This window comes from Synechococcus sp. UW179A (assembly GCF_900473965.1).
Classification (GTDB): Bacteria; Cyanobacteriota; Cyanobacteriia; order PCC-6307; family Cyanobiaceae; genus Synechococcus_C.
In genome coordinates, this window is record NZ_UCNJ01000004.1 from 15,042 (window position 1) to 32,691 (window position 17,650).

Consider the following 17,650-nt stretch of genomic DNA (forward strand, 5'->3'; position numbering starts at 1 on the left):
GATGTCACGCAGGCTGGAGAGGTGGTCGAGTGGTTTATGGCTCTGGTCTTGAAAACCAGCGTGGGCGCAAGTTCACCGTCGGTTCGAATCCGACCCTCTCCGTTCCAAAAACCCAGTCAATGACTGGGTTTTTTTAGTGTCTAAAAGGGTTCTCAGCGGGGCTACAGCAGAGTTCCTACGAGCAGCCCCAAGGCTTGGAATCGGGGCAAATAAGGGCAGAACGTGCCAAAAAAGTGTCCAAAAAAGGCCCGTCGATCTGAGTGCCACTGCAGCCAGCCTTAAAGCTCGATGGGTTGGCCGTGGAGATGGCCACGCCTGAACGAAGAGAAAGGCCGCCCTCCCCGGTGGAAAGACGGCCTAGCTCGCTCGTTTGTGCATTGTTCAACCCATCACTTGTTGGGAAAGGAAGAGGTCGAAGCTTCTGCCTGGAGGCGCCCTGGGGCCATTTGCTCTAGGTGTCGGGTTGTTTTCTCCTAGGGCACCTAGGGCGGTGCAAATGGAGCCGCGATTGGCGTGACGTATCTGATGTGTACCTAACCAAACGACCAACCCAGGTCATTGTTGAGACTGTTGGAGCAGGAGCCAGAAGTCAGTCTGCTTCTGCGATCTGCGCTGGTGGAGTATCGGCTGTCATCAGCTCCTCCGATCTCGATGAACTTACTTTCCACCCGCATTGGGGCTATTGCCATCGGTTGAATCGCTCATTGCTCTTACAGGCAAAAAATCCAATAGTGGTAAAAGCATGCCCAAGCTCAGATGAGGGGCAGAAGTGATGAAACTTCGATCCGCTGCGATCGGCTCTTTTGCCCTGCTATTGCAGCTTGGGATTCCTGCTGCGGCCCTGGAGACCGTGACCATTCGCAGCTGCTACGACGGCGACACCTGCCGAACCTCTGACGGCGAACGAATCAGGCTGGCCTGCATCGACACTTCTGAGCTGAGAGGGAAGCGGGCTCGACCAGAGCGAGCTAGGGCTGCCCGTGATCACCTTCGCGGCATGGTGGTGGGGAAGTCCGTCGGCCTTCGCCGGATCACTACCGACCGTTATGGCCGGACCGTCGGTGAGCTGTTCGTCGACGGGATGAACGTGCAGCAGGCCATGGTCGCCAGCCGCCATGCCGAGATCTTTTGGCGTTACGCCAGCCAGTGCCCCTGGACGCGCTGAAGACCTGAATGGGGGAGACAGAGGGCCTTAAGAGACCCTTTCGGGTGATGTGGGTTTCGCTCAGTTCAGCGATGGTGAAGACATCGGAGGGATGACCTCCTACCCTCACACCAAACAAATGAAACTCGTCTCTTCCATTGCTGCCGCATCTGTTATCGGCGCTTCAATGTTTATTGCTGCACCGGTTGCTGACGCAAAAGAGCATCACCACCATCATCATCACCACAGACATCATGAGCTAAGAAGAATTCATCGTGAATTCCGCCATGATGTTCGCGAATTTAATCATTACCAGAGAGCATATAATCATGATTGGCGGCATGCTCGCAGGGTTTACAACCGCGAGGTGTATGGCTACCCGAGAGTGATTCCTGCTTACGGATATAACCATCGCCATCCTGGATTCGGAATCCAGATCAGCTTCTGATTTGAAGTTTCTTTCGGGAAGCCTGAAGCTGTGAAAGCGAGGCAGAGAGCCATACAAGATCCGAAAGAGGAAAGAAATGGGCGTTGAGTAATCGCTATCGATCTCCTGACAAACACCTCACACCAACCACGCCCCGCCAAGTGCGGGGTTCTTTTTTTCATTGCCTACTGCCGACCGTTGATATAAATACTGAACTGACCAATCACAATCACCCTTGTCCTCAGAACAACTTAAAGCCTTCCTGGAAAAAGTCAAAGCTGACACCAGCCTTCAGGTGAAGCTCAATGGAGCTGCAGATGTAGATGCTGTTGCGGAGATTGCGAAAGAAGCAGGATTTGCAATTACCGCAGAAGATATTCAATCAATGCAATCGGCAACGGTAGAATTGTCATACGAGGATCTGGAAGGTGTAGCTGGTGGGTCTGATCTGGAAGGAGCCTTTCGTCACCTTTCACTTGCGCCCATTCTGTATGGCTGCCCCAGCTAGCTCGCGTTCTTATCGTTGCCCAGCCTACGCCCTCAAAGCCCTTGCATTAGCAGGGGCTTTTTATTGCATCAATAGTCTGACTAACCCCATAAATCAGCCTTCAATACCTGGCACCATCGCCCTCACTTAGCGGGCTTTTTTATTGCTTGTAGTCACCGCAGCCGACCACTGCTATGACCAGGCAGTAGCTCCGCGCCCTCCAATGTCAGAAGAACAACTTAAAGCCTTTCTAGAAAAAGTCAAAGCGGATACCAGTCTGAAAGAGAAGCTCAAAGCAGAAGGTGCTGACCTTGTTGCGATTGCTAAAGACGCTGGTTTTATGATTTCCGTTGACGACTTGAAGAAGGCTAAATCAGAACTTTCAAAAGTGGAATTGGAAGGTATCGCTGGAGGCTTCTATGATCCTCCGGGTGGGTGCAGAATGGGTCAAACCATTGACAGAATATAGCTAGCAAGACGGGTGCTCTGCTTGCGATCTCAAAAATCCCTGCATTAGCAGGAGTTTTTTATTTCTTCAATCACCCCTAAAAGCTCATAAGTTGGCATTCAGTACCTGGCACGATTGAGCGCTATAAGTATTGGCCAAAGACGCTGCAGCAGACCGTTGCTATGACTGCTGAAAAGACCTGCTACTCATGTCAGAAGAGCAACTCAAAGCGTTCCTTGAAAAAGTAAAAGGCGACACCACGCTTCAGGAACAGCTCAAAGCTGCAGCTGATACTGATGCAGTTCTTGCGATTGCGAAAGAAGCTGGCTTCAGCATCTCTGCTGATGACTTGAAGAACGCTCAATCAGAGATCACAGATGAGGAGCTGGAAGACGCAGCCGGCGGTACTTCACCTATGATTATCACTATCACTCCTTTAAGCCTATTAAAGGCACGGATCTGCGAGTGAGCCTACGCCCTCAAAGCCTCTGTATTGACAGGGGCTTTTTATTGCTTTAATCACGCCAATAATCCCACAAATCAGCCTTCAATACCTGGCACGATTGAGCGCAGTAATTGTTAGCCAAAGACGCTGCAGCAGACCGTTGCTATAACCACTAAAGACTACCGATACCAATGTCAGAAGAACAACTGAAGGCATTCATCGCCAAAGTTCAAGCCGATACCGAATTGCAAGAAAAATGCAAGGCGGCAGCCTCCTCTGAGGAAGCAATGGTCATCGCAAAAGCAGCGGGATTCTCAATCACTGAAGATGACATTCACTCGCAATCTGTATCTGACGATGAGCTGGAAGGAGCCTCTGGCGGAGGGTATTCAGTGCTGTGGGCACTGCTGGGGAGGCGGTGTAATTAAGAATATTGAGCCTACTAACCATCAAAGCCCCTTGTATAGAAAGGGGTTTTTATTGCTTCAATTACACCCATAAGCCCAACAATCAGCCTTCAATACCTGGCACGATTGGGCGCAATTGAGAAGCAATAGTCAGCGCTTAATTAGTAATCAAGCCTTCAACCAACTAGCAACTCCTAGCAACACGCGTTCAGCGGCAGCAATCAACTAAGACTCCCTAGGGTTGGTGCCGTAGTGATGCATCAACGCGATACACCACTGGTCTGAAGACCAGCGGTGGAATTGATGTCATGAATGATGCCATGCCATCGCTTTAGGAATCAAAACCCGAGCTGCAACTGGTTTCACCTTTGGACTTGGAAACCAGCATGTCAGCAATGGCACCGTTGGTTCGAATCCGAGCCTCTCCGTTCCAAAAGCCCAGTCAATGACTGGTTTTTCGTGTCTTAAAGGATTCTCAGAGTCGCTTCAGATGAGAGATGCGATTCCGTACTGCCATCATCAGACCAGTTGAACTGTAATCAGTGGTGGGCCTGGCGCAGCCCGTTGCGGTCCTCGAAACCGTCACCATCCGCAACTGCTACGACAGTGAAACCTGCCGGACCAGAGGCGGTGAGCAGATCAGGTTGGCTTGCATCAACACCATCGAACTGAATGGTCAGCGAGCTCAGCCGGAAGGCCTTCGCCGCATCACCACCGATCGCTACTGCCGGACTGTAGGAGAGCTGTTCGTGGACGGAATGAACGTGCACCAGGCAATGGTCGCCAGCAGCCATGCCGAGATCTATTGGACATAGGCCAGCCCGTTCCCCTGGACGCGCTGCATACCTGAACGGGGGATAGCTAGGGCAGGGAAGTTCACCCTTCCGGGGGACATGGGATGACAGCAATTCAGCGACTATCACTACATCGGAGGGAAGACCACAGCTATCCACATCAATTTCTCAGCGTAGTCTCACCCTTCGTATCGGTCTCATGAATGAGCCTAAATACAACCGAAGTAAAGCTATGGTCACCCAATCGATCACTGCCACTGACAGATTCAAAAGGCTAATTGCTACTGCAGCTCTTTGTGCAGGAGCGCTGGGAGTTTCAACATTGGCTATCACCCCTGAAGCAGAAGCTAATCAGCATCACCATAGTCACCATCGTCATCATGAGCTGAGAAGAATTCGCCGTGACTTCCGTCACGATATTCGTGACTTTAATCATTATCAGAGGGCATACAATCGAGATTGGCGTCATTCTCAGAGAATTTACAACCGCGAGGTGTATGGCTACCCACGTATCATTACCCCCTATGGATACGGCTATCCCCAACGAGTTCAACCTGGATTTGGAATCCAGATCAGACTCTGAGATTCATTTGTTGTCGGGAAGCCTGATGCCATGAAAGCGAGGCTGAGAGCTATACAAAACCCGGAAGGGAAAAGCAGGGGGCGTTAAGTAATCGCTATCGATCTCCCGACAAAACAACTCTCACTAATGTCTGCCCTGCCAAATGCGGGGTTTTTTATTTCCCTGGGTCGCACGGCAGAATATGCGTCACTAAATCAACGTTGCCCCATCTGATCTTGCTGGAGTCCACATAAGCGATCTTAAAGAAGTCGTGGGCTTTCGGGTCAAGGGCTACTCCTCCGCGGTGAATGACCTGACCCATCCAGCAATCCTTGTCGTGCTTCTCCCCTTCAAACGGTCGTGTTTCACGATCACCGTCATACCGGGAGCCGCATCGAGAACGATCGGGCGTTCCGAAGGGTCGAACTGGTTGTGGATCCAATGGTCATCTGACATACCTGCAAAAACAGAACGCCCGTACTATCCGCAAATCAGAAGGACTGCTCAAGTTCGCCTGGCAGGACGAGTCCAGATGGTGCCTGGGTACGGCAACGCTGCTGGTGAACCAAATCTTCCGGAGCTGCCTGTTGCTGCCACTGAGCCCAAGCAGACAACTCCAATGACTGAAGAGCAACCAAAGAAGAAGAAGGGCCCCAAAGTCAAGCTTACTGATGTTATTCAGTAATGCGCACTGCCCTATTAGCTAAATTCGGCGAGCTCATTCGCAACAAAACAGTGGAAATCTCTCGCTGGAATCTTTGGAACTTTGAACGCAATCGACCTTGGAACGGTATCGAGAATTAGCATGTAAAAAATGAATTTGCTCGGGTAAGCAAAGTAATCCCCTTTTGGCTTGAATTTCACCTGAAGGAGTCGGGTTTATAGTTATACAGTTGTTTTATGCTTTAATTTCTGATGTCTAATGATCAACTCGATGCCTTCATGGAGAGGGCTTCGGCTGACGAAGGTCTACGGTCAAGGCTTAAAGCTGCAACAAGTCCACAGGCTGTCGCTGAAATAGCCAAGGAACTCGGTTACACAGTTCCTGTGGATGATTTGTATGCGGGAGATTCCATTTCGGATCAGGAGCTTGAGGCGATTACCGGAGGTGGAGGTGGCCAGGCCGGGAAAAGCTGTTCTGTTGGATGTGTTTGCAAACAGTCCTTACCTATTGAAGTCGGTTACCCTAAAGAATGAGGTCATAGATATTGGCAAATTGCCCTCTTTTGAGGGCAATTATTGTTTCGGGAGAAGAAACACCTATCTCTTCAACGCTCAGTCTTGTCATTGAAGTGCAGTGATAACATCAGTCTAGGCATCTTTATGACAATCATAGTTGGTTATAATTTGTCCATTAAAGTATTTCTTGCCGTGATGCTTTCATGGCTCTAATTCACTTAACAGAACTTAATTCAAAGCATTTATTGAAGACATCAAGGCTAATACTAAGCCCCATAAGAAGCACGCAACAACTTTGGACACAGATGCTGTGATTGAGATTATTCCGGAATCAGGAACTGGCATTACTTTCGAAGATGAAAAGAACGGTCAATCCCGCTTTCTGAAGAGGACCTATGAAGGCGCGACTCGGCGCCAAGGATTCTTTCAGCCAGGCCAAGCATATTTGGCTTAATACTCAAACAAAAACCTGCTCAAACTAAAAAGTGGCAGTGGGAATGAACAAACAATAAAAGTCAGTGGGATGGACTACGCAGCCAAAGCCCCTATATTGACTAAGGGTTTTTTGTGACAATTACACTCAAAAACTCATGAATTCTCCTTCAATACCCGGCACGATTGAGCACACTAATAATTAGCCAATAAAACTGTGGAACACTTTTGCTATAGTCGTTATAGATTGCCGATAGTCATGTCAGAAGAACAGCTCAAAGCCTTCTTAGAAAAGGTCAAAGGTGACACCGAGCTTCAGGAGAAGCTGAAAGCAGAAGGTGCTGATCCTATTGCTATTGCGAAGGCTGCTGGGTTCTTAATAGATACAAAAGATCTGCTTCTCTTTAAAAAACAAAGAAATAAGCTTACGGATGCAGATCTTGAAACTGCTGCTGGTGGGGGTCTCACACAAAGTGAAACTTGTGATCTTCCATACTTCCCTTGTACTATTTTGCAATCCTGTTTAGGTGATTTATGTTGATAAGATTTGGCTATCAGGCTCGTTACGATTAGCACTACTGAGCTACTATGTTTGAATTGGATTTACAGTTTTTTCAATCTCAAGATTATGCCATAAGCTATCAATAGCCTAAACCTTAGGCTTACAACCAACAGCCAGTATCAGAATCAATGTCAGAACAACAACTCAAGGCATTCATTGCTAAAATTCAATCAGATGATTTACTGCAAAAACAACTAAAGGCGGAAGGTGCAGACGTTTTAGCGATTGCAAAAGCTGCTGGATTCTCTTTGTCGAAAGATGACTTGGCCTTGTGCCAGCAAAATATTTCTGATGCTGAGCTGGAAACTTCTGCAGGTGGAGGTAGAACGGATGTTTTCTCTTGTTCAAACGAATGCTGCACTTATTTTAACTGCTGAACTGAAAGCTTCGGAAAAATGAGGCAGGTCTGATGTTTACTCTCGTTCTAACGAATGCTGAACTTACTTTGAACCAGATTGTCCATAGATAGTATGGCCTCTATTGTGCTGGCAAAACTTGCGCAAAATAAAAGTCTCGCCTTTCTATAAATTCGCGATAACATTTAAATATCGCTTGATACTTCGCGTCTTAACCCTATAAGCACATCAAGTATTTAAGTTAACATCTGAGGAACAGCTCAAGGCCCTTTTCAGAGAAGCTCAATGCTTTAAACCCACACCCCCCCTTAATTCACCTTCAAGACCTGGCACAATTGAACGCATTTGGGAAGAAGTAAATAGTGCAAGATCGCTAAAAGTCTGTCATTGAAGCCCAGCAAAGTTCGGGGGAATTAATTCCCTACTGAAGAGCAACAAAGCTGAAACTGACTACTGCAACATGCAATGTCGATAAAAGCTAGTCATCATGGGCGGAGAGCTAGCTGAATCAATGCAGCATTCACCGAGATTAACGTTTTCCCTAAGTGGTGTTGCTGCACTGACACTCGCCAACGGAGTTTTGCTGTCTACTGCTGCTCAGGACGTTATTAAAGTAACCCCAAGCAATAACTTAACTGTAGTGATAATCCGACATGGAGAGAAACCATTAAATAACCACAATCTGTCATGCAAAGGCTTGAACCGAGCTCTGCAGCTTCCGGAAGTACTTAATAAAAAATTTCTAAATTTTGATCATACTTTTGTCCCTTCGTTAAAGAACGGAGAACACACGCGTCATGCAAGAATGTTTCAGACAGTCACTCCATTAGCGATCAAGAATAAATTAGAAGTCAACAGCAGCTTTGGCGGAAAAGATTATGATGGCATAGCTAAACATCTACTTTCTAAAGCAGGCACTATCCTTCTAGTATGGAAACACAGCAAAATTCAAAATATCGCTCAAAACCTCGGGGTAAAGAATCCACCTCAATGGAGAAAAGAAGATTTTGACAGTATCTGGGTCATCTCATTCAAAAATGGCAAAGCATCATTAGAAATCGACAAGCTAGGAATAAATCCATCTATCCACTGCAATTATTAGTCATCACCACTCGTGGACTAGTTAACACTCAGCGCTCTCAACCCTTGGATTAACAAGCGGGTCCAATTAATACTCGTTCAGCGGCTGCTCAATCCAGCGGAACGCCCGACAACCGGTCGATCGTCATAGCTAGCAGGGAGACCTAAACACATCCTATGGGCCGTCCGCAGCCATGCCGGGAACTCCCAGTGGTATTTCGAGCTTTTGTCAGCTGAGACGGCCGCATATGGAATGATTGATGTTGACATCTCTTGCTGTTCCAACTTATTGGACCTCCGTAACAAAAGAGAAAAGGATCGGCTTTTTGATCAGATGGCGAAGAGTGGAAAAGATGAAATTGCAGCTCTGAAGGTCGAACCCTTAGAAGCGCAGATCCAACGCATCCAGCAGCGCTTGCCCTGGAGAATGCGGCCGCCAAAGAGCGAGGTCACTGGCATTCGGCTTCTGACTGAGCGAACATCAACACAACTACAGCCAGGACAATGACTAAAGGCCCCTTAAAAACATTCGTTGATGCCGATAGAGATGCCTATTTTTGGATCAAAAAAAAGCTCGGCCTGAGTGAGCACCAAATGGGTGTTCTTATCTGGTTTTCGGGTCTAATCACAGGAATCGTGATTGGAGTGTTGATTGGAATATTGATCGGCTGAGCCGTCTTAGCCCTTACGGGCATAATCAAGCAGGCTCGTTGTCGTACCCAGACTGATACCAACCAGTACTCCGTCATCTCTCCATTGGGCTTCTGGTTTCTGCAGCTACCATCTCCGCACTGAGGTTGAAAGCGCACAACGGCAGTACTGAGAATCTAGGTGATGTAATGCGCATCAACCTCAAGGACGTGATCAACCCACGGTCGTTTCTAAAGGTGTTGCAATCTGCTGCAAGAGTAAATCAGACAGTCGTCTGACCTTCTTCCCCCTGTTGGTTGGCGACAACAGCCGCGGATTCACTGATGAATACGCAAACTCAAGTTTGAAAAGCCTGAGGGCTCCTACAAACGCAGCAACACCGATATGGCGGGCGCAACCAACACAACTTCAACGCACATTGGTTTCCACTAGCTGAATGGCGAACTCATTCATACTTTTCCACAACGGTGGATATAACAGCCGACCGCTGAAGATCATTTTGATCAGATTATCACTGAGATAGAAGTCAGCAGCTGGTTTAATGTCTACTTGGGCTATAGCCATAAACCATTCTGCCAAGGTCATTACGCCACTTGCCCCCATCAAGTAGTTGCAGCCCAAGCATAACTTTTAATCAGATGCCATCTTCAACATCCCCCCGATCTTTTGATGCCGAAGGATCACAGATGTCATAGATCAGTTCGTCTGTATCAATAGAACCGTCAACAGTATTAGCCTGCACTTCATCCTTTAACCCCAAGCGAACAAGTGCCTCATCTTTAGTGATTTGGTCTGTTTTGTATTGAGAGCAAATTTCTTTAATCTTTTTATCCGAGTCACCTGGAACATCTGCAGTCATTTGACAGGAAACAACAAACAGAGACAACGGAAGAAGAATTAAAACTTTGATTGTTTTCACTTTCAGAAAAACACTGGAATAGTACATAGACAAAATAACTAGTTTCCCGCCAAAATCCAGATAGGCATCAAAAGCTACCTACTACTTCTAACCATGAGATAAACATCGCCTTAGCGCTGCACCTTAATCGTGGTCACTGAGGAAATGACACAGGAAGATCGTCCATTGATTACCCAACCCGGCCGTCGAGTGGAGCGCAAAGCACACATGGAACTGCCAGTTAATCAGCCTGGATCAGCCTATGAAGAAAATTGCGGTCCCTTCTGCCGTAGCACTGGGGACGACCCGCATCCACGGGAAAGGGAATTGACATCGAGCCATGAAACAACAGAGATGAGATTGTCTGCATGTCGTATTGGCAGGACTGGAACAATTCCGAGAGGAATTACGTTCGTTTCGGACGAGCTGGGAATGCCTGCAGGGCAAAACAAGAAGGGCGGTCTCAGGCCAATAACCGATGTTCACGGATAGACCTGAAATACGTTTCAGACAGGGAGTAACTCCCAAGAGCCAGGGGATCACTGGCATGCGGACAAGCCGAAAACGTCGCTCGTAGCAGGAATACCTGTTGATTCATCGAGTTCGGGTTGGCTCAGCAGAGAATCAGAGTCTTTTCAAAGGAGAAACAAAAAGAGAATGATCCAAGTGGTCCCAATCAGGAAAAACTTGTCTGCGCCTTTGTCAATATCGAAAAGTTCATAGGGTTCTGGAATCATTGCCTGGGTTGTAGGGAGGAAGAATCTAGTCGTTCAGACCGCAGAGAGGATGTAATACGGGAGATCGAGGTTGACTCAGCTCCCCCCATTGCCCCCAACAGCGATCTGAAAGAGGTTGTGGAGCTTCGGATCTCGAGCAGAACCACTGCAGAGGATTACCTGGCCCATCCACCAATCCTTGTTAACCGATTCGCCGGTCAGGCAGGGAGGCCAACGATCACCGTCGTACCTGGAGGCACATCCAGTAAAACCTGCCTCTCTGACTCAGGCGAGCTGTAGTCCCCCTGATCAACCAACAGCTCCTCAAAACTAAGACACCAGCATTAGCCCAGATCAGGGAAGACCGATCGGCTTTACCTGGGAGAACCAGACCCAATGGTGCAAGGAAACCAGGCGAAGCTGCTGCTGGCTTTGGCTAAGTCTTCTCTACTGGCCAATCATCCATAGTGCTGGAGCAACTCAAAGCCTTCCTTGAGAAGGTCAAAGGTGACAAGTTTAGGAGTGAAGTTTGCACAACAAAACGCACGCAAATTATCCTCTAATATCTGGCGCGATTAAGCGCTATTGAACAGAAGTAGATAACGCAAAATAACTAATCATTTGAAATTGAGACTCTACCAAGTACGGAGTTTTCACTGTCGCAGTGCAGTGTCCTTATCAGCTGCCGCATGCGCTGATCAGTCAGGCAAATAGTTCTGAGCTATTCACCAGAAGCTCACCAGAACATCGCAAGGTCTCCACCAGAGCTGTGTAGTGGTGGTCACCAGAAAGGCTGTGATCTTCAAGGAGTCGAGGGGGCAACACCCCCAAATATTCATCTCTTAAAATCATGACGGAAGAACAACTTCAAGTTTTTCTGGCTGACGCCAAAGACAATACGGAGCTTCAGGACAAGCTTAAAGCGGCTTCTAATGCTAATACTGTTGCTGCCATTACCAAAGAAGCTGGATTTAATATCTCCGCAGGCGATTTGAAGAAAGCGCAATCAGAGATATCAGATGATGAATTGGAAAGAGCGGTAGGAGGCAAAAGACTGAATCCCGCTTTTTGCACTTTAGGGGCATCGCCTGCCATTAATAGTTGTTTAGACGGCGCAATGAAAATGTGGTAATTAATGTCGACTCAACCGAAATCTCCGAAGAGCTTTGTATTGGATAAGCCACATCCAATCACTTATAGTCGTTTCCAAATTCTATTATGATTGAGTGCAGGAATCATTCGTCAGAGAAGCCGCTGCACAACATTGCAACAAACGCAAAAAGACCTAATACTCATATCCGAAGAACAGCTCAAAACATTCACACTGATGCGGAAAGAAGCTAGAGAAAAGAATCACAATTAAAAACACCTAAACATCACAAAACAACTTCTGAGATGAGGCTTGAAGTAGTGGCCACGCTTCAAAGGCCGCGGACTGAACAGTGCAAAAGCTGCCCAGCAAGCACATGCAAAACCATATGAGGTTCACTTTGATGCACAAGAAGGATCAAACCAGTCTCTGCTGTTGGCTTAAAAAAGGAAGGCCGCCCTTCCCGGTGGAAAGACGGCCTAACTCGCTCGTTTGTGCATTGTTCAACCCGTTACTTGTGGCAAAAGGAAGGGGTCGAAGCTTCTGGCTAGAGGCACCCTGGGGCCATTGGCTCTAGGTGTCGGGTTGTGACCTCCTAGGGCACCTAGGGCGGTGCAAGCGGAGTGTCGATTGGCGTGGCGCACAAGGTCTGCCTACCAAAGGACCAACCCAGGTCATTGTTGAGACTGTTGGAGCAGGGGCCAGAAAGTCAGTCTGCTTCTGCAATCTGCTCAGGTGGAGTATCGGCCGTCATGGGCTCCTCCGATGTCGTGGCCTTACTCTCCACCCGCAGTGGGCCTTTTGACATCGGTTGAATCGCGCATTGCCTTCCAAGGCAAAACCTCCAATAGTGGAAATGGCATGCCCAGGATCAGACGAAAGGCTGAAGTGATAGCACTTCGATCAAGTCAATTGTCCTGATCTAGTTGGTGGGACTGAAGCAGCAGGTTGTGGCCCTAGAGACCGTAAGCATGAGGGCTCCAACGACGGCGACAGCCGCTGAACGTCATATGAGGAGCGCTTTATGAATGCAAGACATGCGCAACAGCTAATGGTCGCCGAGCGCCATCCCGAAATTGATTGGGAAGCAACACCTCCCCCCTTGACCTCATGAACCCAAGATCTGCGCCGATCAACTCGATAGCAGTAGCTCTCTTGGCAATTGCTGTGATTGTGCTCGCGATCAAGGAACCGCATTGCGACTGCGAGAACACGATGCCATCAGCACAAACGCCGACCAGTGAAGGGGCTTCTCCACCTCGACCTTCCAGAGCTGAGCGGCAGCGTGAGCTCCACAAGTTTTGACCAAGCTAAATTGCTGAAACCGGTTCTCTGGAATACGCGGATCACACCATTGGGGGATAGCTGAAAACAAAACATCACCCTCATGGGTGATGTGAGTTTTCTGCTGATCAGGGATGGTGAATGCATCGGAGAGACGACCTCCTTCAGGCACACCAATCAAATGAAACCTTTCACATCCATAGCTGCAACTGCTGTAATCGGCACTTCAATGTTTATTCTGCCACCTGCTGCAAATGCGAATGAACATCATCACCACCGTCATCATCACCATCATCAACATAGAAATCATGAGCTAAGAAGAATTCATCGAGAATTCCGCCATGATGTTCGCGAGTTTAATCATTATCAGAGGGCTTACAATCGTGATTGGCGCCATGAGCGCAGGATTTATAACCATGAAGAGTTTGGCTACCCACGTGTGATTCCTGTTTATGGAAATGGCTATCACCAGAGAATTCAGCCTGGATTCGGAATCCAAATCAGACTCTGATCGATATTTGTTGTCGGGAAGCCTGAAGCCATGAAAGCGAGGCTGAGAGCTATACAAAACCCGAAAGGGAAAAGCAGGGGGCGTTGAGTAGTCGCTATCGATCTCCCGACAAAACAACCTCACACCAACCACGCCCCGCCAAGCGCGGGGCTTTTCATTGCTCTGGAGTGAAAAGAAGTATTTGGATCAACAGATCTAAGTCGTCACTCAGTGAAAGCGTCTCTTGCCAAGCTGTGATCAATCAGTCAGTCGTTTGAGGCCATGACAGCACAACTGGTTGTGATTACAGGTGCAGGCGCAGGGATCGGAAAGGCATTAGCACATGCTTTTTCTGCAGCCGGCCATCCCTGTTTGTTGATCTCAAGAAACCAGGAGATGGATCCCACATTGGCCAATAAGCCAGTGCTGTATCGCCAACTCGATGTCTCCGATGCCCAAGCGCTGGGGGATGCCATCACATCAGCAGAGAGTCAGTACGGGCCCACAGGCTGCCTGATTAACAACGCAGGGATGATCCACATCGGCGGACTAGACAGTCTCAGCCTCGAGCAGGTCAACGAGGAAGTCGACACCATGATCAAAGGGGTGACAAATGGCATTCACCATGTTTTGTCAGGCATGCGAGAACGCAAATGCGGAACAATCATCAATATCAGCTCCATTGGTGATCGCAAGCCTGCGCCAGGAGCACCTGTGTATCACGCTTGCAAACACGCCGTGCGCTCATTGGGCGAGAGCCTGAACATGTCAGAGGCAGAGCACAACGTCCGTGTGATCAACCTTGCTCCCGGACTCATCCGAACAGCGATTCATCAGAAGATGGGGATCAGCTTTGAGGAATACTGCGAAATGCTCGGCAACCCGACATTCATTGAGCCGATTGAACTCGCAAAAATTGTCCTCTTCTGTTGGCAGCAGCCACAACACATCTGCATTCGAGATGTCGCAGTTATGCCAACTGACTGCGGATTCTGATGCTTGCCCTAACCCCTCGGCAGGATGGGCGTCACCAGATCAGCTGGGTCACGGGCAGCACCGCCGCAGTGGATGACCTTGCCCCTGGCCCATCCACCAATCCTTGTCGGCTTTCTCTGCTGTCAGGTGGTCATGCCGAATGACCACCATCCACATTGGAACTACGCCCAACAAGACCGGCCCCTCTGATTCCTGCGAGCTCTATGCCCCGTGACCAATCGACAGGCCAACAAATACAGGACATCAGTACTAGGCAGATTGGTTAAGGCTGCTCAACTCCACCTGGCTAGCAATGAAGTAGCTCATTACATCGCCATGTACGAAGTTCTGATCGTCGCTCAGCTTCTGGCTCAGGATTCCTCGTTCCAGCAGTGGGTTGATAGCCGTCCCCCTGCAGAGCTCTGTGAGCTTTACTCAGACAAAATGATTCCCGACACCATGCTTCCCGGCGGGCGTGATTCGAGCCCATGCGGCACCGAAACCTTCGACAACCCGATGAATTACGTCATCAAATAGCGGAATACATCCATCCGCCTGGCGGGTCAAAGCCAGAACCCTCTCTACCGCTGCGGTTCACTCTGAAACCCCGGCAAGACCAGGCCAGATGGTGCTCGGAATACGGCTGACGCTGCTGCTGGCTATGGCTAATTCTTCTGTACTGGCCAATCACCCAATGTCAGAAGAGCAACTCAAGGCATTCCTTGAAAAAGTTAAAGGCGACACCAGTCTTCAAGAGAAACTTAAAGCAACTAAGTCACCCGAAGATGTCGTGACTATCGCCAAAGAACATGGTCATGAATTCACTGCTGATAAGATCAGCCTGCTCAGTGAAGAGGAGCTGGAAGGTGTTGCTGGTGGTGGTGCTGTTGGCACGCCTAGTCTTAAGCCTCTAAATTTTATGTGCAACCCTTAGCTGATGCTATATGACTCTTTTCACAAACCATGTTACATCTTGCCAACAAAAACCTATGCAACCGCAGAGCTATTGTTCTCTAATTAACCCAAAAAGCCCATTAATGTCGTTCTAATACCTGGCACGATTAAGGGCAGAAATCATTAACCAAAGCCTCAGCTGAGCACCCTCGCGAATACTTCTCAAGAGAACTGTTCCACGTGTCCCTTGGCCAATTCAAAGCTTTCCTTGCCAAAGCCAAAGGCGACACCACTCTTCAGGACAACTTCTAAACAGCAGTTGATGCCGATGCAGGAATTGCTGTAACCAAAGACCACGGTCACGTCCGCAGTTCTAACCTGATCAATAAAATGAATAAAAAGTAATTAGAACAATTCAAAAGAGGCTTTTAGATTTTATCCAGTTGTAGCTGAGCCTGGACCAACAAGGTTTCTGTACAAACAAGGATGGCATAAGAAAACCACACAACTATTGCAGCTCAAGGTGATACGAAACACACTCCCATGATGAAAAGCGCGTTCTAATCAATCCAAATGAATTGTTTGCAAACAATCGAACATGCATAAGTTTTTAAGATGGTATTTGGTCAATATCCATTCCCTGAGGTATTTGCAGTAATCCTCGCAGTTGTGTGATCAACGTTGTTTCGAGCCAGCAGCAGGCTGATCGACCAGGACGCCCAAGAACCGGTCAGATCGTTCTGCTTGCAGACCAACGATGCACTGCTAACAGGCCAGCCTGCACAGACATTCCATTTTCAGCAAAGAAAAGCCCCACCGCATGGCAGGGCTTGTTGCTGGGCTTAGAGACTGATCAATCGATCAGCCTTCGAGCTTGGCGGGTTCGGCTTCGCCTTCCCTGAGTTCAGCGTCGATGATCATCACCGCAGCAGGGTTGCCGGCAGCGAACTTGACGCGGCCCAGCAGATAGGCGGCCTCGTGCTCAGAGAGACGCTGAGCATCAACGATTGCGTCGAGGAACACGGTGGTGCGGCGGTCAATGTCCTGTTCAGCAGTGCCGTAAAGCTGCAGCACCGAGGCAGTCACGTCAGCTTCCATGCGGAAAACATTGGCGATCACCTGCTCCACATCAGTCCACTGCTGACGCGGTGGTTCAACGGTGTCGAGCACCGGGCGCTGGCCTCTGGAGATCAGATAGTCAGCAAACTTGGCAGCATGCTCCTGCTCCTGCTTGGCTTCATCACGCAGATGCTCGGCAAAGCCGACCAGTTCACGTTCAGCAAACCAGATGGCAGCAGCGAAATAGTCGGCTGAGGACTGACGCTCAAGGTTGAGATGAGCCTGCATGAGATCAAGCAGTTCGCCTGACATGGGCTCGGCCATGGCCCGGCCTGCAGGACCGACGGGAATGGTGATGGTGGCTTGGGTGGCGGAATTTGTCATTGCCTTGTCCTCTTGGGGGGATGCATCAGTTCTACATCACAAAACAGCGAAAGATATGCGTAAAAACCGAACATTAGTGGATCAAAATATGCTCTTGAGAATCACATTCAAGTGCTGCAAATATGCTCTTGAGAATCACAATCAGAAGCGCAAATCTGCTGATGAGAATCAGTTTCGTTTGTGCGCCAAATCAAATAACGCCACGCAGCACTAGACGCAATGCATACAAGGCACATCAGAAGACGCCCAAAGCCATGGACTGGTTAGCCTGAGCGAAAGAGATTTCCAGGGATTGCCTATTCATACAAGCCAATCAATGACATGGCATCTTTTTCAATCAATACGGTTGCTGGACACTCAAAAATCTACATAGACACGATTATGCAGCTGGTGATTAATTGGGCAAACAATGGCAGGAAACAAACGACTACCGAGCCGCACACTTAACTCGACAGAACAATGACTAATCCGAGTTAGATTGGATTCTCACGAAGAGCCTTACAACTTAACACTAACAATTGTTACTCAAATCATGCATAATGACATCGAATAGCCAAAATCTAAGAATTTATTATCGACAGCTGGATGGTGGCAAAATGATCAACAAAGCACCATCAAGAAAGCAATAATTAGAATTGACTTTTTATCGCAATGAGCAGGTTAAAGTCGTCCATTTAATTCACATACCAGTTATTGGCTGTGTTTGGCAGCCTTTTTGCTGCTTTAGCTTTTTCGGCAGCAGTCATTTCAGACCAAAGCTTGTAGGTGCAATCAAGGGCGCCACGGTCCTTCAGCGCTTCTTGATAGCAAGCTGATAGCTCTGCAAACTCTTTGACACGCAGAACGGGAACTGTCATGCGATTTGCCCAGTGGTTACTCATGCTCT

30 protein-coding genes and 1 tRNA gene are annotated in these 17,650 nt (G+C 48.4%); 20 read left to right on the forward strand and 11 right to left on the reverse strand.

What is annotated here, in order from left to right; translation table 11 throughout:
• Positions 1–15 precede the first annotated feature (15 nt).
• Positions 16–102, forward strand: a tRNA-Ser gene (locus DXY31_RS01635).
• 431 nt (positions 103–533) lie between these two features.
• On the opposite strand, the gene DXY31_RS17265 is transcribed toward DXY31_RS01635, so the two are convergent.
• A complete protein-coding gene (locus tag DXY31_RS17265) occupies positions 534–689 on the reverse strand; it encodes a hypothetical protein (protein ID WP_206749780.1) in 156 nt (51 codons plus the stop codon).
• A gap of 83 nt (positions 690–772) precedes the next feature.
• Between DXY31_RS17265 and DXY31_RS01640 the strand changes: the two genes are divergently transcribed.
• From DXY31_RS01640 to DXY31_RS01660, 6 genes are all read left to right on the forward strand, one after another.
• On the forward strand, positions 773–1,165 hold the full coding sequence (locus DXY31_RS01640) for a thermonuclease family protein (RefSeq protein ID WP_114991194.1): 393 nt from the start codon (positions 773–775) through the stop codon (positions 1,163–1,165).
• Between the two features lie 91 nt (positions 1,166–1,256).
• Positions 1,257–1,592 carry a hypothetical protein gene (locus tag DXY31_RS16295; protein ID WP_137024853.1) on the forward strand — a complete coding sequence of 112 codons (336 nt, stop codon included), beginning with the start codon at positions 1,257–1,259 and terminating at the stop codon, positions 1,590–1,592.
• Between the two features lie 214 nt (positions 1,593–1,806).
• On the forward strand, positions 1,807–2,079 hold the full coding sequence (locus tag DXY31_RS01645) for a Nif11-like leader peptide family natural product precursor (protein WP_114991197.1): 273 nt from the start codon (positions 1,807–1,809) through the stop codon (positions 2,077–2,079).
• A gap of 202 nt (positions 2,080–2,281) precedes the next feature.
• The gene (locus DXY31_RS01650; protein WP_114991200.1) at positions 2,282–2,527 is read left to right on the forward strand and encodes a Nif11-like leader peptide family natural product precursor; all 246 of its coding nucleotides are present in this window, start codon (positions 2,282–2,284) and stop codon (positions 2,525–2,527) included.
• A gap of 187 nt (positions 2,528–2,714) precedes the next feature.
• Positions 2,715–2,975: a Nif11-like leader peptide family natural product precursor gene (locus DXY31_RS01655; protein ID WP_114991203.1), complete on the forward strand. Its 261-nt coding sequence runs from the start codon at positions 2,715–2,717 to the stop codon at positions 2,973–2,975.
• A 167-nt stretch (positions 2,976–3,142) separates the two neighbouring features.
• Positions 3,143–3,379: a Nif11-like leader peptide family natural product precursor gene (locus DXY31_RS01660; RefSeq protein WP_114991206.1), complete on the forward strand. Its 237-nt coding sequence runs from the start codon at positions 3,143–3,145 to the stop codon at positions 3,377–3,379.
• 518 nt (positions 3,380–3,897) lie between these two features.
• Here the strand turns inward: DXY31_RS01660 and DXY31_RS16640 are convergent.
• A complete protein-coding gene (locus DXY31_RS16640) occupies positions 3,898–4,152 on the reverse strand; it encodes a hypothetical protein (protein ID WP_170953481.1) in 255 nt (84 codons plus the stop codon).
• Between the two features lie 199 nt (positions 4,153–4,351).
• On the opposite strand from DXY31_RS16640, the gene DXY31_RS16300 reads away from it, so the two are divergent.
• On the forward strand, positions 4,352–4,735 hold the full coding sequence (locus DXY31_RS16300) for a hypothetical protein (protein ID WP_137024854.1): 384 nt from the start codon (positions 4,352–4,354) through the stop codon (positions 4,733–4,735).
• Between the two features lie 154 nt (positions 4,736–4,889).
• On the opposite strand, the gene DXY31_RS17500 is transcribed toward DXY31_RS16300, so the two are convergent.
• Both DXY31_RS17500 and DXY31_RS17505 read right to left on the reverse strand, forming a co-directional pair.
• The gene (locus DXY31_RS17500; RefSeq protein ID WP_244279448.1) at positions 4,890–5,036 is read right to left on the reverse strand and encodes a DUF3104 domain-containing protein; all 147 of its coding nucleotides are present in this window, start codon (positions 5,034–5,036) and stop codon (positions 4,890–4,892) included.
• Entirely contained in the window at positions 5,006–5,170 is a 165-nt protein-coding gene (locus tag DXY31_RS17505; protein WP_244279458.1) for a hypothetical protein, read from the reverse strand. Before DXY31_RS17505 ends, DXY31_RS17500 begins: the two co-directional genes overlap by 31 nt.
• 459 nt (positions 5,171–5,629) lie before the next feature.
• On the opposite strand from DXY31_RS17505, the gene DXY31_RS01680 reads away from it, so the two are divergent.
• From DXY31_RS01680 to DXY31_RS16645, 6 genes are all read left to right on the forward strand, one after another.
• Positions 5,630–5,911, forward strand: a complete 282-nt coding sequence (locus DXY31_RS01680) for a Nif11-like leader peptide family natural product precursor (RefSeq protein WP_114991213.1) — start codon at positions 5,630–5,632, stop codon at positions 5,909–5,911.
• Positions 5,912–6,584: 673 nt separating this feature from the next.
• On the forward strand, positions 6,585–6,866 hold the full coding sequence (locus DXY31_RS01685; protein ID WP_114991571.1) for a Nif11-like leader peptide family natural product precursor: 282 nt from the start codon (positions 6,585–6,587) through the stop codon (positions 6,864–6,866).
• A 149-nt stretch (positions 6,867–7,015) separates the two neighbouring features.
• Positions 7,016–7,264 carry a Nif11-like leader peptide family natural product precursor gene (locus tag DXY31_RS01690; protein WP_114991217.1) on the forward strand — a complete coding sequence of 83 codons (249 nt, stop codon included), beginning with the start codon at positions 7,016–7,018 and terminating at the stop codon, positions 7,262–7,264.
• Between the two features lie 466 nt (positions 7,265–7,730).
• A complete protein-coding gene (locus DXY31_RS01695; RefSeq protein ID WP_114991220.1) occupies positions 7,731–8,345 on the forward strand; it encodes a histidine phosphatase family protein in 615 nt (204 codons plus the stop codon).
• A 231-nt stretch (positions 8,346–8,576) separates the two neighbouring features.
• Positions 8,577–8,831 (forward strand): hypothetical protein, encoded by a 255-nt coding sequence (locus tag DXY31_RS17270; RefSeq protein WP_114991223.1) that lies wholly within the window; start codon positions 8,577–8,579, stop codon positions 8,829–8,831.
• The gene (locus tag DXY31_RS16645) at positions 8,828–8,995 is read left to right on the forward strand and encodes a hypothetical protein (protein ID WP_170953482.1); all 168 of its coding nucleotides are present in this window, start codon (positions 8,828–8,830) and stop codon (positions 8,993–8,995) included. Before DXY31_RS17270 ends, DXY31_RS16645 begins: the two co-directional genes overlap by 4 nt.
• Before the next feature lie 387 nt (positions 8,996–9,382).
• Here the strand turns inward: DXY31_RS16645 and DXY31_RS16305 are convergent, their stop codons facing one another.
• From DXY31_RS16305 to DXY31_RS01710, 3 genes are all read right to left on the reverse strand, one after another.
• Positions 9,383–9,595, reverse strand: coding sequence for a hypothetical protein (locus DXY31_RS16305; protein ID WP_206749781.1), 213 nt, complete (start codon positions 9,593–9,595; stop codon positions 9,383–9,385).
• Between the two features lie 13 nt (positions 9,596–9,608).
• On the reverse strand, positions 9,609–9,893 hold the full coding sequence (locus tag DXY31_RS01705) for a hypothetical protein (RefSeq protein ID WP_137024856.1): 285 nt from the start codon (positions 9,891–9,893) through the stop codon (positions 9,609–9,611).
• Positions 9,894–10,684: 791 nt separating this feature from the next.
• Complete coding sequence (locus DXY31_RS01710; RefSeq protein ID WP_256359614.1) at positions 10,685–10,810, reverse strand: DUF3104 domain-containing protein; 126 nt, start codon at positions 10,808–10,810, stop codon at positions 10,685–10,687.
• A 628-nt stretch (positions 10,811–11,438) separates the two neighbouring features.
• Between DXY31_RS01710 and DXY31_RS01715 the strand changes: the two genes are divergently transcribed.
• Entirely contained in the window at positions 11,439–11,720 is a 282-nt protein-coding gene (locus tag DXY31_RS01715) for a Nif11-like leader peptide family natural product precursor (protein WP_114991232.1), read from the forward strand.
• A gap of 1,141 nt (positions 11,721–12,861) precedes the next feature.
• Here the strand turns inward: DXY31_RS01715 and DXY31_RS16310 are convergent.
• On the reverse strand, positions 12,862–13,134 hold the full coding sequence (locus DXY31_RS16310; RefSeq protein WP_137024857.1) for a hypothetical protein: 273 nt from the start codon (positions 13,132–13,134) through the stop codon (positions 12,862–12,864).
• A 9-nt stretch (positions 13,135–13,143) separates the two neighbouring features.
• Here DXY31_RS16310 and DXY31_RS01730 point away from each other — a divergent pair, with 9 nt between their 5' ends.
• The 5 genes from DXY31_RS01730 to DXY31_RS01745 all read left to right on the forward strand — a co-directional run bounded on the left by DXY31_RS01730 (position 13,144) and on the right by DXY31_RS01745 (position 15,361).
• Complete coding sequence (locus DXY31_RS01730) at positions 13,144–13,473, forward strand: hypothetical protein (protein ID WP_137024858.1); 330 nt, start codon at positions 13,144–13,146, stop codon at positions 13,471–13,473.
• Positions 13,474–13,734: 261 nt separating this feature from the next.
• The gene (locus tag DXY31_RS01735; RefSeq protein ID WP_114991242.1) at positions 13,735–14,448 is read left to right on the forward strand and encodes an SDR family oxidoreductase; all 714 of its coding nucleotides are present in this window, start codon (positions 13,735–13,737) and stop codon (positions 14,446–14,448) included.
• The gene (locus DXY31_RS16650; RefSeq protein ID WP_170953484.1) at positions 14,448–14,591 is read left to right on the forward strand and encodes a hypothetical protein; all 144 of its coding nucleotides are present in this window, start codon (positions 14,448–14,450) and stop codon (positions 14,589–14,591) included. The genes DXY31_RS01735 and DXY31_RS16650 overlap by 1 nt, the downstream gene beginning before the upstream one ends.
• A gap of 67 nt (positions 14,592–14,658) precedes the next feature.
• Positions 14,659–14,964, forward strand: a complete 306-nt coding sequence (locus tag DXY31_RS01740) for a hypothetical protein (RefSeq protein ID WP_137024859.1) — start codon at positions 14,659–14,661, stop codon at positions 14,962–14,964.
• Between the two features lie 157 nt (positions 14,965–15,121).
• Positions 15,122–15,361, forward strand: coding sequence for a Nif11-like leader peptide family natural product precursor (locus tag DXY31_RS01745; protein WP_114991576.1), 240 nt, complete (start codon positions 15,122–15,124; stop codon positions 15,359–15,361).
• A gap of 182 nt (positions 15,362–15,543) precedes the next feature.
• Here the strand turns inward: DXY31_RS01745 and DXY31_RS16655 are convergent, their stop codons facing one another.
• From DXY31_RS16655 to DXY31_RS01760, 3 genes are all read right to left on the reverse strand, one after another.
• Positions 15,544–15,684: a hypothetical protein gene (locus tag DXY31_RS16655; RefSeq protein WP_170953485.1), complete on the reverse strand. Its 141-nt coding sequence runs from the start codon at positions 15,682–15,684 to the stop codon at positions 15,544–15,546.
• A 498-nt stretch (positions 15,685–16,182) separates the two neighbouring features.
• Positions 16,183–16,764, reverse strand: coding sequence for a ferritin (locus DXY31_RS01755; RefSeq protein ID WP_114991252.1), 582 nt, complete (start codon positions 16,762–16,764; stop codon positions 16,183–16,185).
• 674 nt (positions 16,765–17,438) lie between these two features.
• Positions 17,439–17,621 (reverse strand): hypothetical protein, encoded by a 183-nt coding sequence (locus DXY31_RS01760; RefSeq protein ID WP_114991255.1) that lies wholly within the window; start codon positions 17,619–17,621, stop codon positions 17,439–17,441.
• Between the last annotated feature and the right edge of the window lie 29 nt (positions 17,622–17,650).

What these genes read in the sequence shown, in the direction of transcription:
- DXY31_RS17265 (WP_206749780.1), bottom strand. Translation starts at nt 689, where the DNA reads ATGGCAATAGCCCCAATGCGGGTGGAAAGTAAGTTCATCGAGATCGGA.
- DXY31_RS01715 (WP_114991232.1), top strand. Translation starts at nt 11,439, where the DNA reads ATGACGGAAGAACAACTTCAAGTTTTTCTGGCTGACGCCAAAGACAAT.
- DXY31_RS16295 (WP_137024853.1), top strand. Translation starts at nt 1,257, where the DNA reads ATGACCTCCTACCCTCACACCAAACAAATGAAACTCGTCTCTTCCATT.
- DXY31_RS16300 (WP_137024854.1), top strand. Translation starts at nt 4,352, where the DNA reads ATGAATGAGCCTAAATACAACCGAAGTAAAGCTATGGTCACCCAATCG.
- DXY31_RS01730 (WP_137024858.1), top strand. Translation starts at nt 13,144, where the DNA reads ATGAAACCTTTCACATCCATAGCTGCAACTGCTGTAATCGGCACTTCA.
- DXY31_RS16640 (WP_170953481.1), bottom strand. Translation starts at nt 4,152, where the DNA reads ATGGCTGCTGGCGACCATTGCCTGGTGCACGTTCATTCCGTCCACGAA.
- DXY31_RS01695 (WP_114991220.1), top strand. Translation starts at nt 7,731, where the DNA reads ATGGGCGGAGAGCTAGCTGAATCAATGCAGCATTCACCGAGATTAACG.
- DXY31_RS01660 (WP_114991206.1), top strand. Translation starts at nt 3,143, where the DNA reads ATGTCAGAAGAACAACTGAAGGCATTCATCGCCAAAGTTCAAGCCGAT.
- DXY31_RS17270 (WP_114991223.1), top strand. Translation starts at nt 8,577, where the DNA reads ATGATTGATGTTGACATCTCTTGCTGTTCCAACTTATTGGACCTCCGT.
- DXY31_RS01650 (WP_114991200.1), top strand. Translation starts at nt 2,282, where the DNA reads ATGTCAGAAGAACAACTTAAAGCCTTTCTAGAAAAAGTCAAAGCGGAT.
- DXY31_RS01755 (WP_114991252.1), bottom strand. Translation starts at nt 16,764, where the DNA reads ATGACAAATTCCGCCACCCAAGCCACCATCACCATTCCCGTCGGTCCT.
- DXY31_RS17500 (WP_244279448.1), bottom strand. Translation starts at nt 5,036, where the DNA reads ATGGGTCAGGTCATTCACCGCGGAGGAGTAGCCCTTGACCCGAAAGCC.
- DXY31_RS01760 (WP_114991255.1), bottom strand. Translation starts at nt 17,621, where the DNA reads ATGACAGTTCCCGTTCTGCGTGTCAAAGAGTTTGCAGAGCTATCAGCT.
- DXY31_RS16645 (WP_170953482.1), top strand. Translation starts at nt 8,828, where the DNA reads ATGACTAAAGGCCCCTTAAAAACATTCGTTGATGCCGATAGAGATGCC.
- DXY31_RS16650 (WP_170953484.1), top strand. Translation starts at nt 14,448, where the DNA reads ATGCTTGCCCTAACCCCTCGGCAGGATGGGCGTCACCAGATCAGCTGG.
- DXY31_RS01680 (WP_114991213.1), top strand. Translation starts at nt 5,630, where the DNA reads ATGTCTAATGATCAACTCGATGCCTTCATGGAGAGGGCTTCGGCTGAC.
- DXY31_RS01745 (WP_114991576.1), top strand. Translation starts at nt 15,122, where the DNA reads ATGTCAGAAGAGCAACTCAAGGCATTCCTTGAAAAAGTTAAAGGCGAC.
- DXY31_RS01655 (WP_114991203.1), top strand. Translation starts at nt 2,715, where the DNA reads ATGTCAGAAGAGCAACTCAAAGCGTTCCTTGAAAAAGTAAAAGGCGAC.
- DXY31_RS17505 (WP_244279458.1), bottom strand. Translation starts at nt 5,170, where the DNA reads ATGTCAGATGACCATTGGATCCACAACCAGTTCGACCCTTCGGAACGC.
- DXY31_RS01735 (WP_114991242.1), top strand. Translation starts at nt 13,735, where the DNA reads ATGACAGCACAACTGGTTGTGATTACAGGTGCAGGCGCAGGGATCGGA.
- DXY31_RS01685 (WP_114991571.1), top strand. Translation starts at nt 6,585, where the DNA reads ATGTCAGAAGAACAGCTCAAAGCCTTCTTAGAAAAGGTCAAAGGTGAC.
- DXY31_RS01640 (WP_114991194.1), top strand. Translation starts at nt 773, where the DNA reads ATGAAACTTCGATCCGCTGCGATCGGCTCTTTTGCCCTGCTATTGCAG.
- DXY31_RS01690 (WP_114991217.1), top strand. Translation starts at nt 7,016, where the DNA reads ATGTCAGAACAACAACTCAAGGCATTCATTGCTAAAATTCAATCAGAT.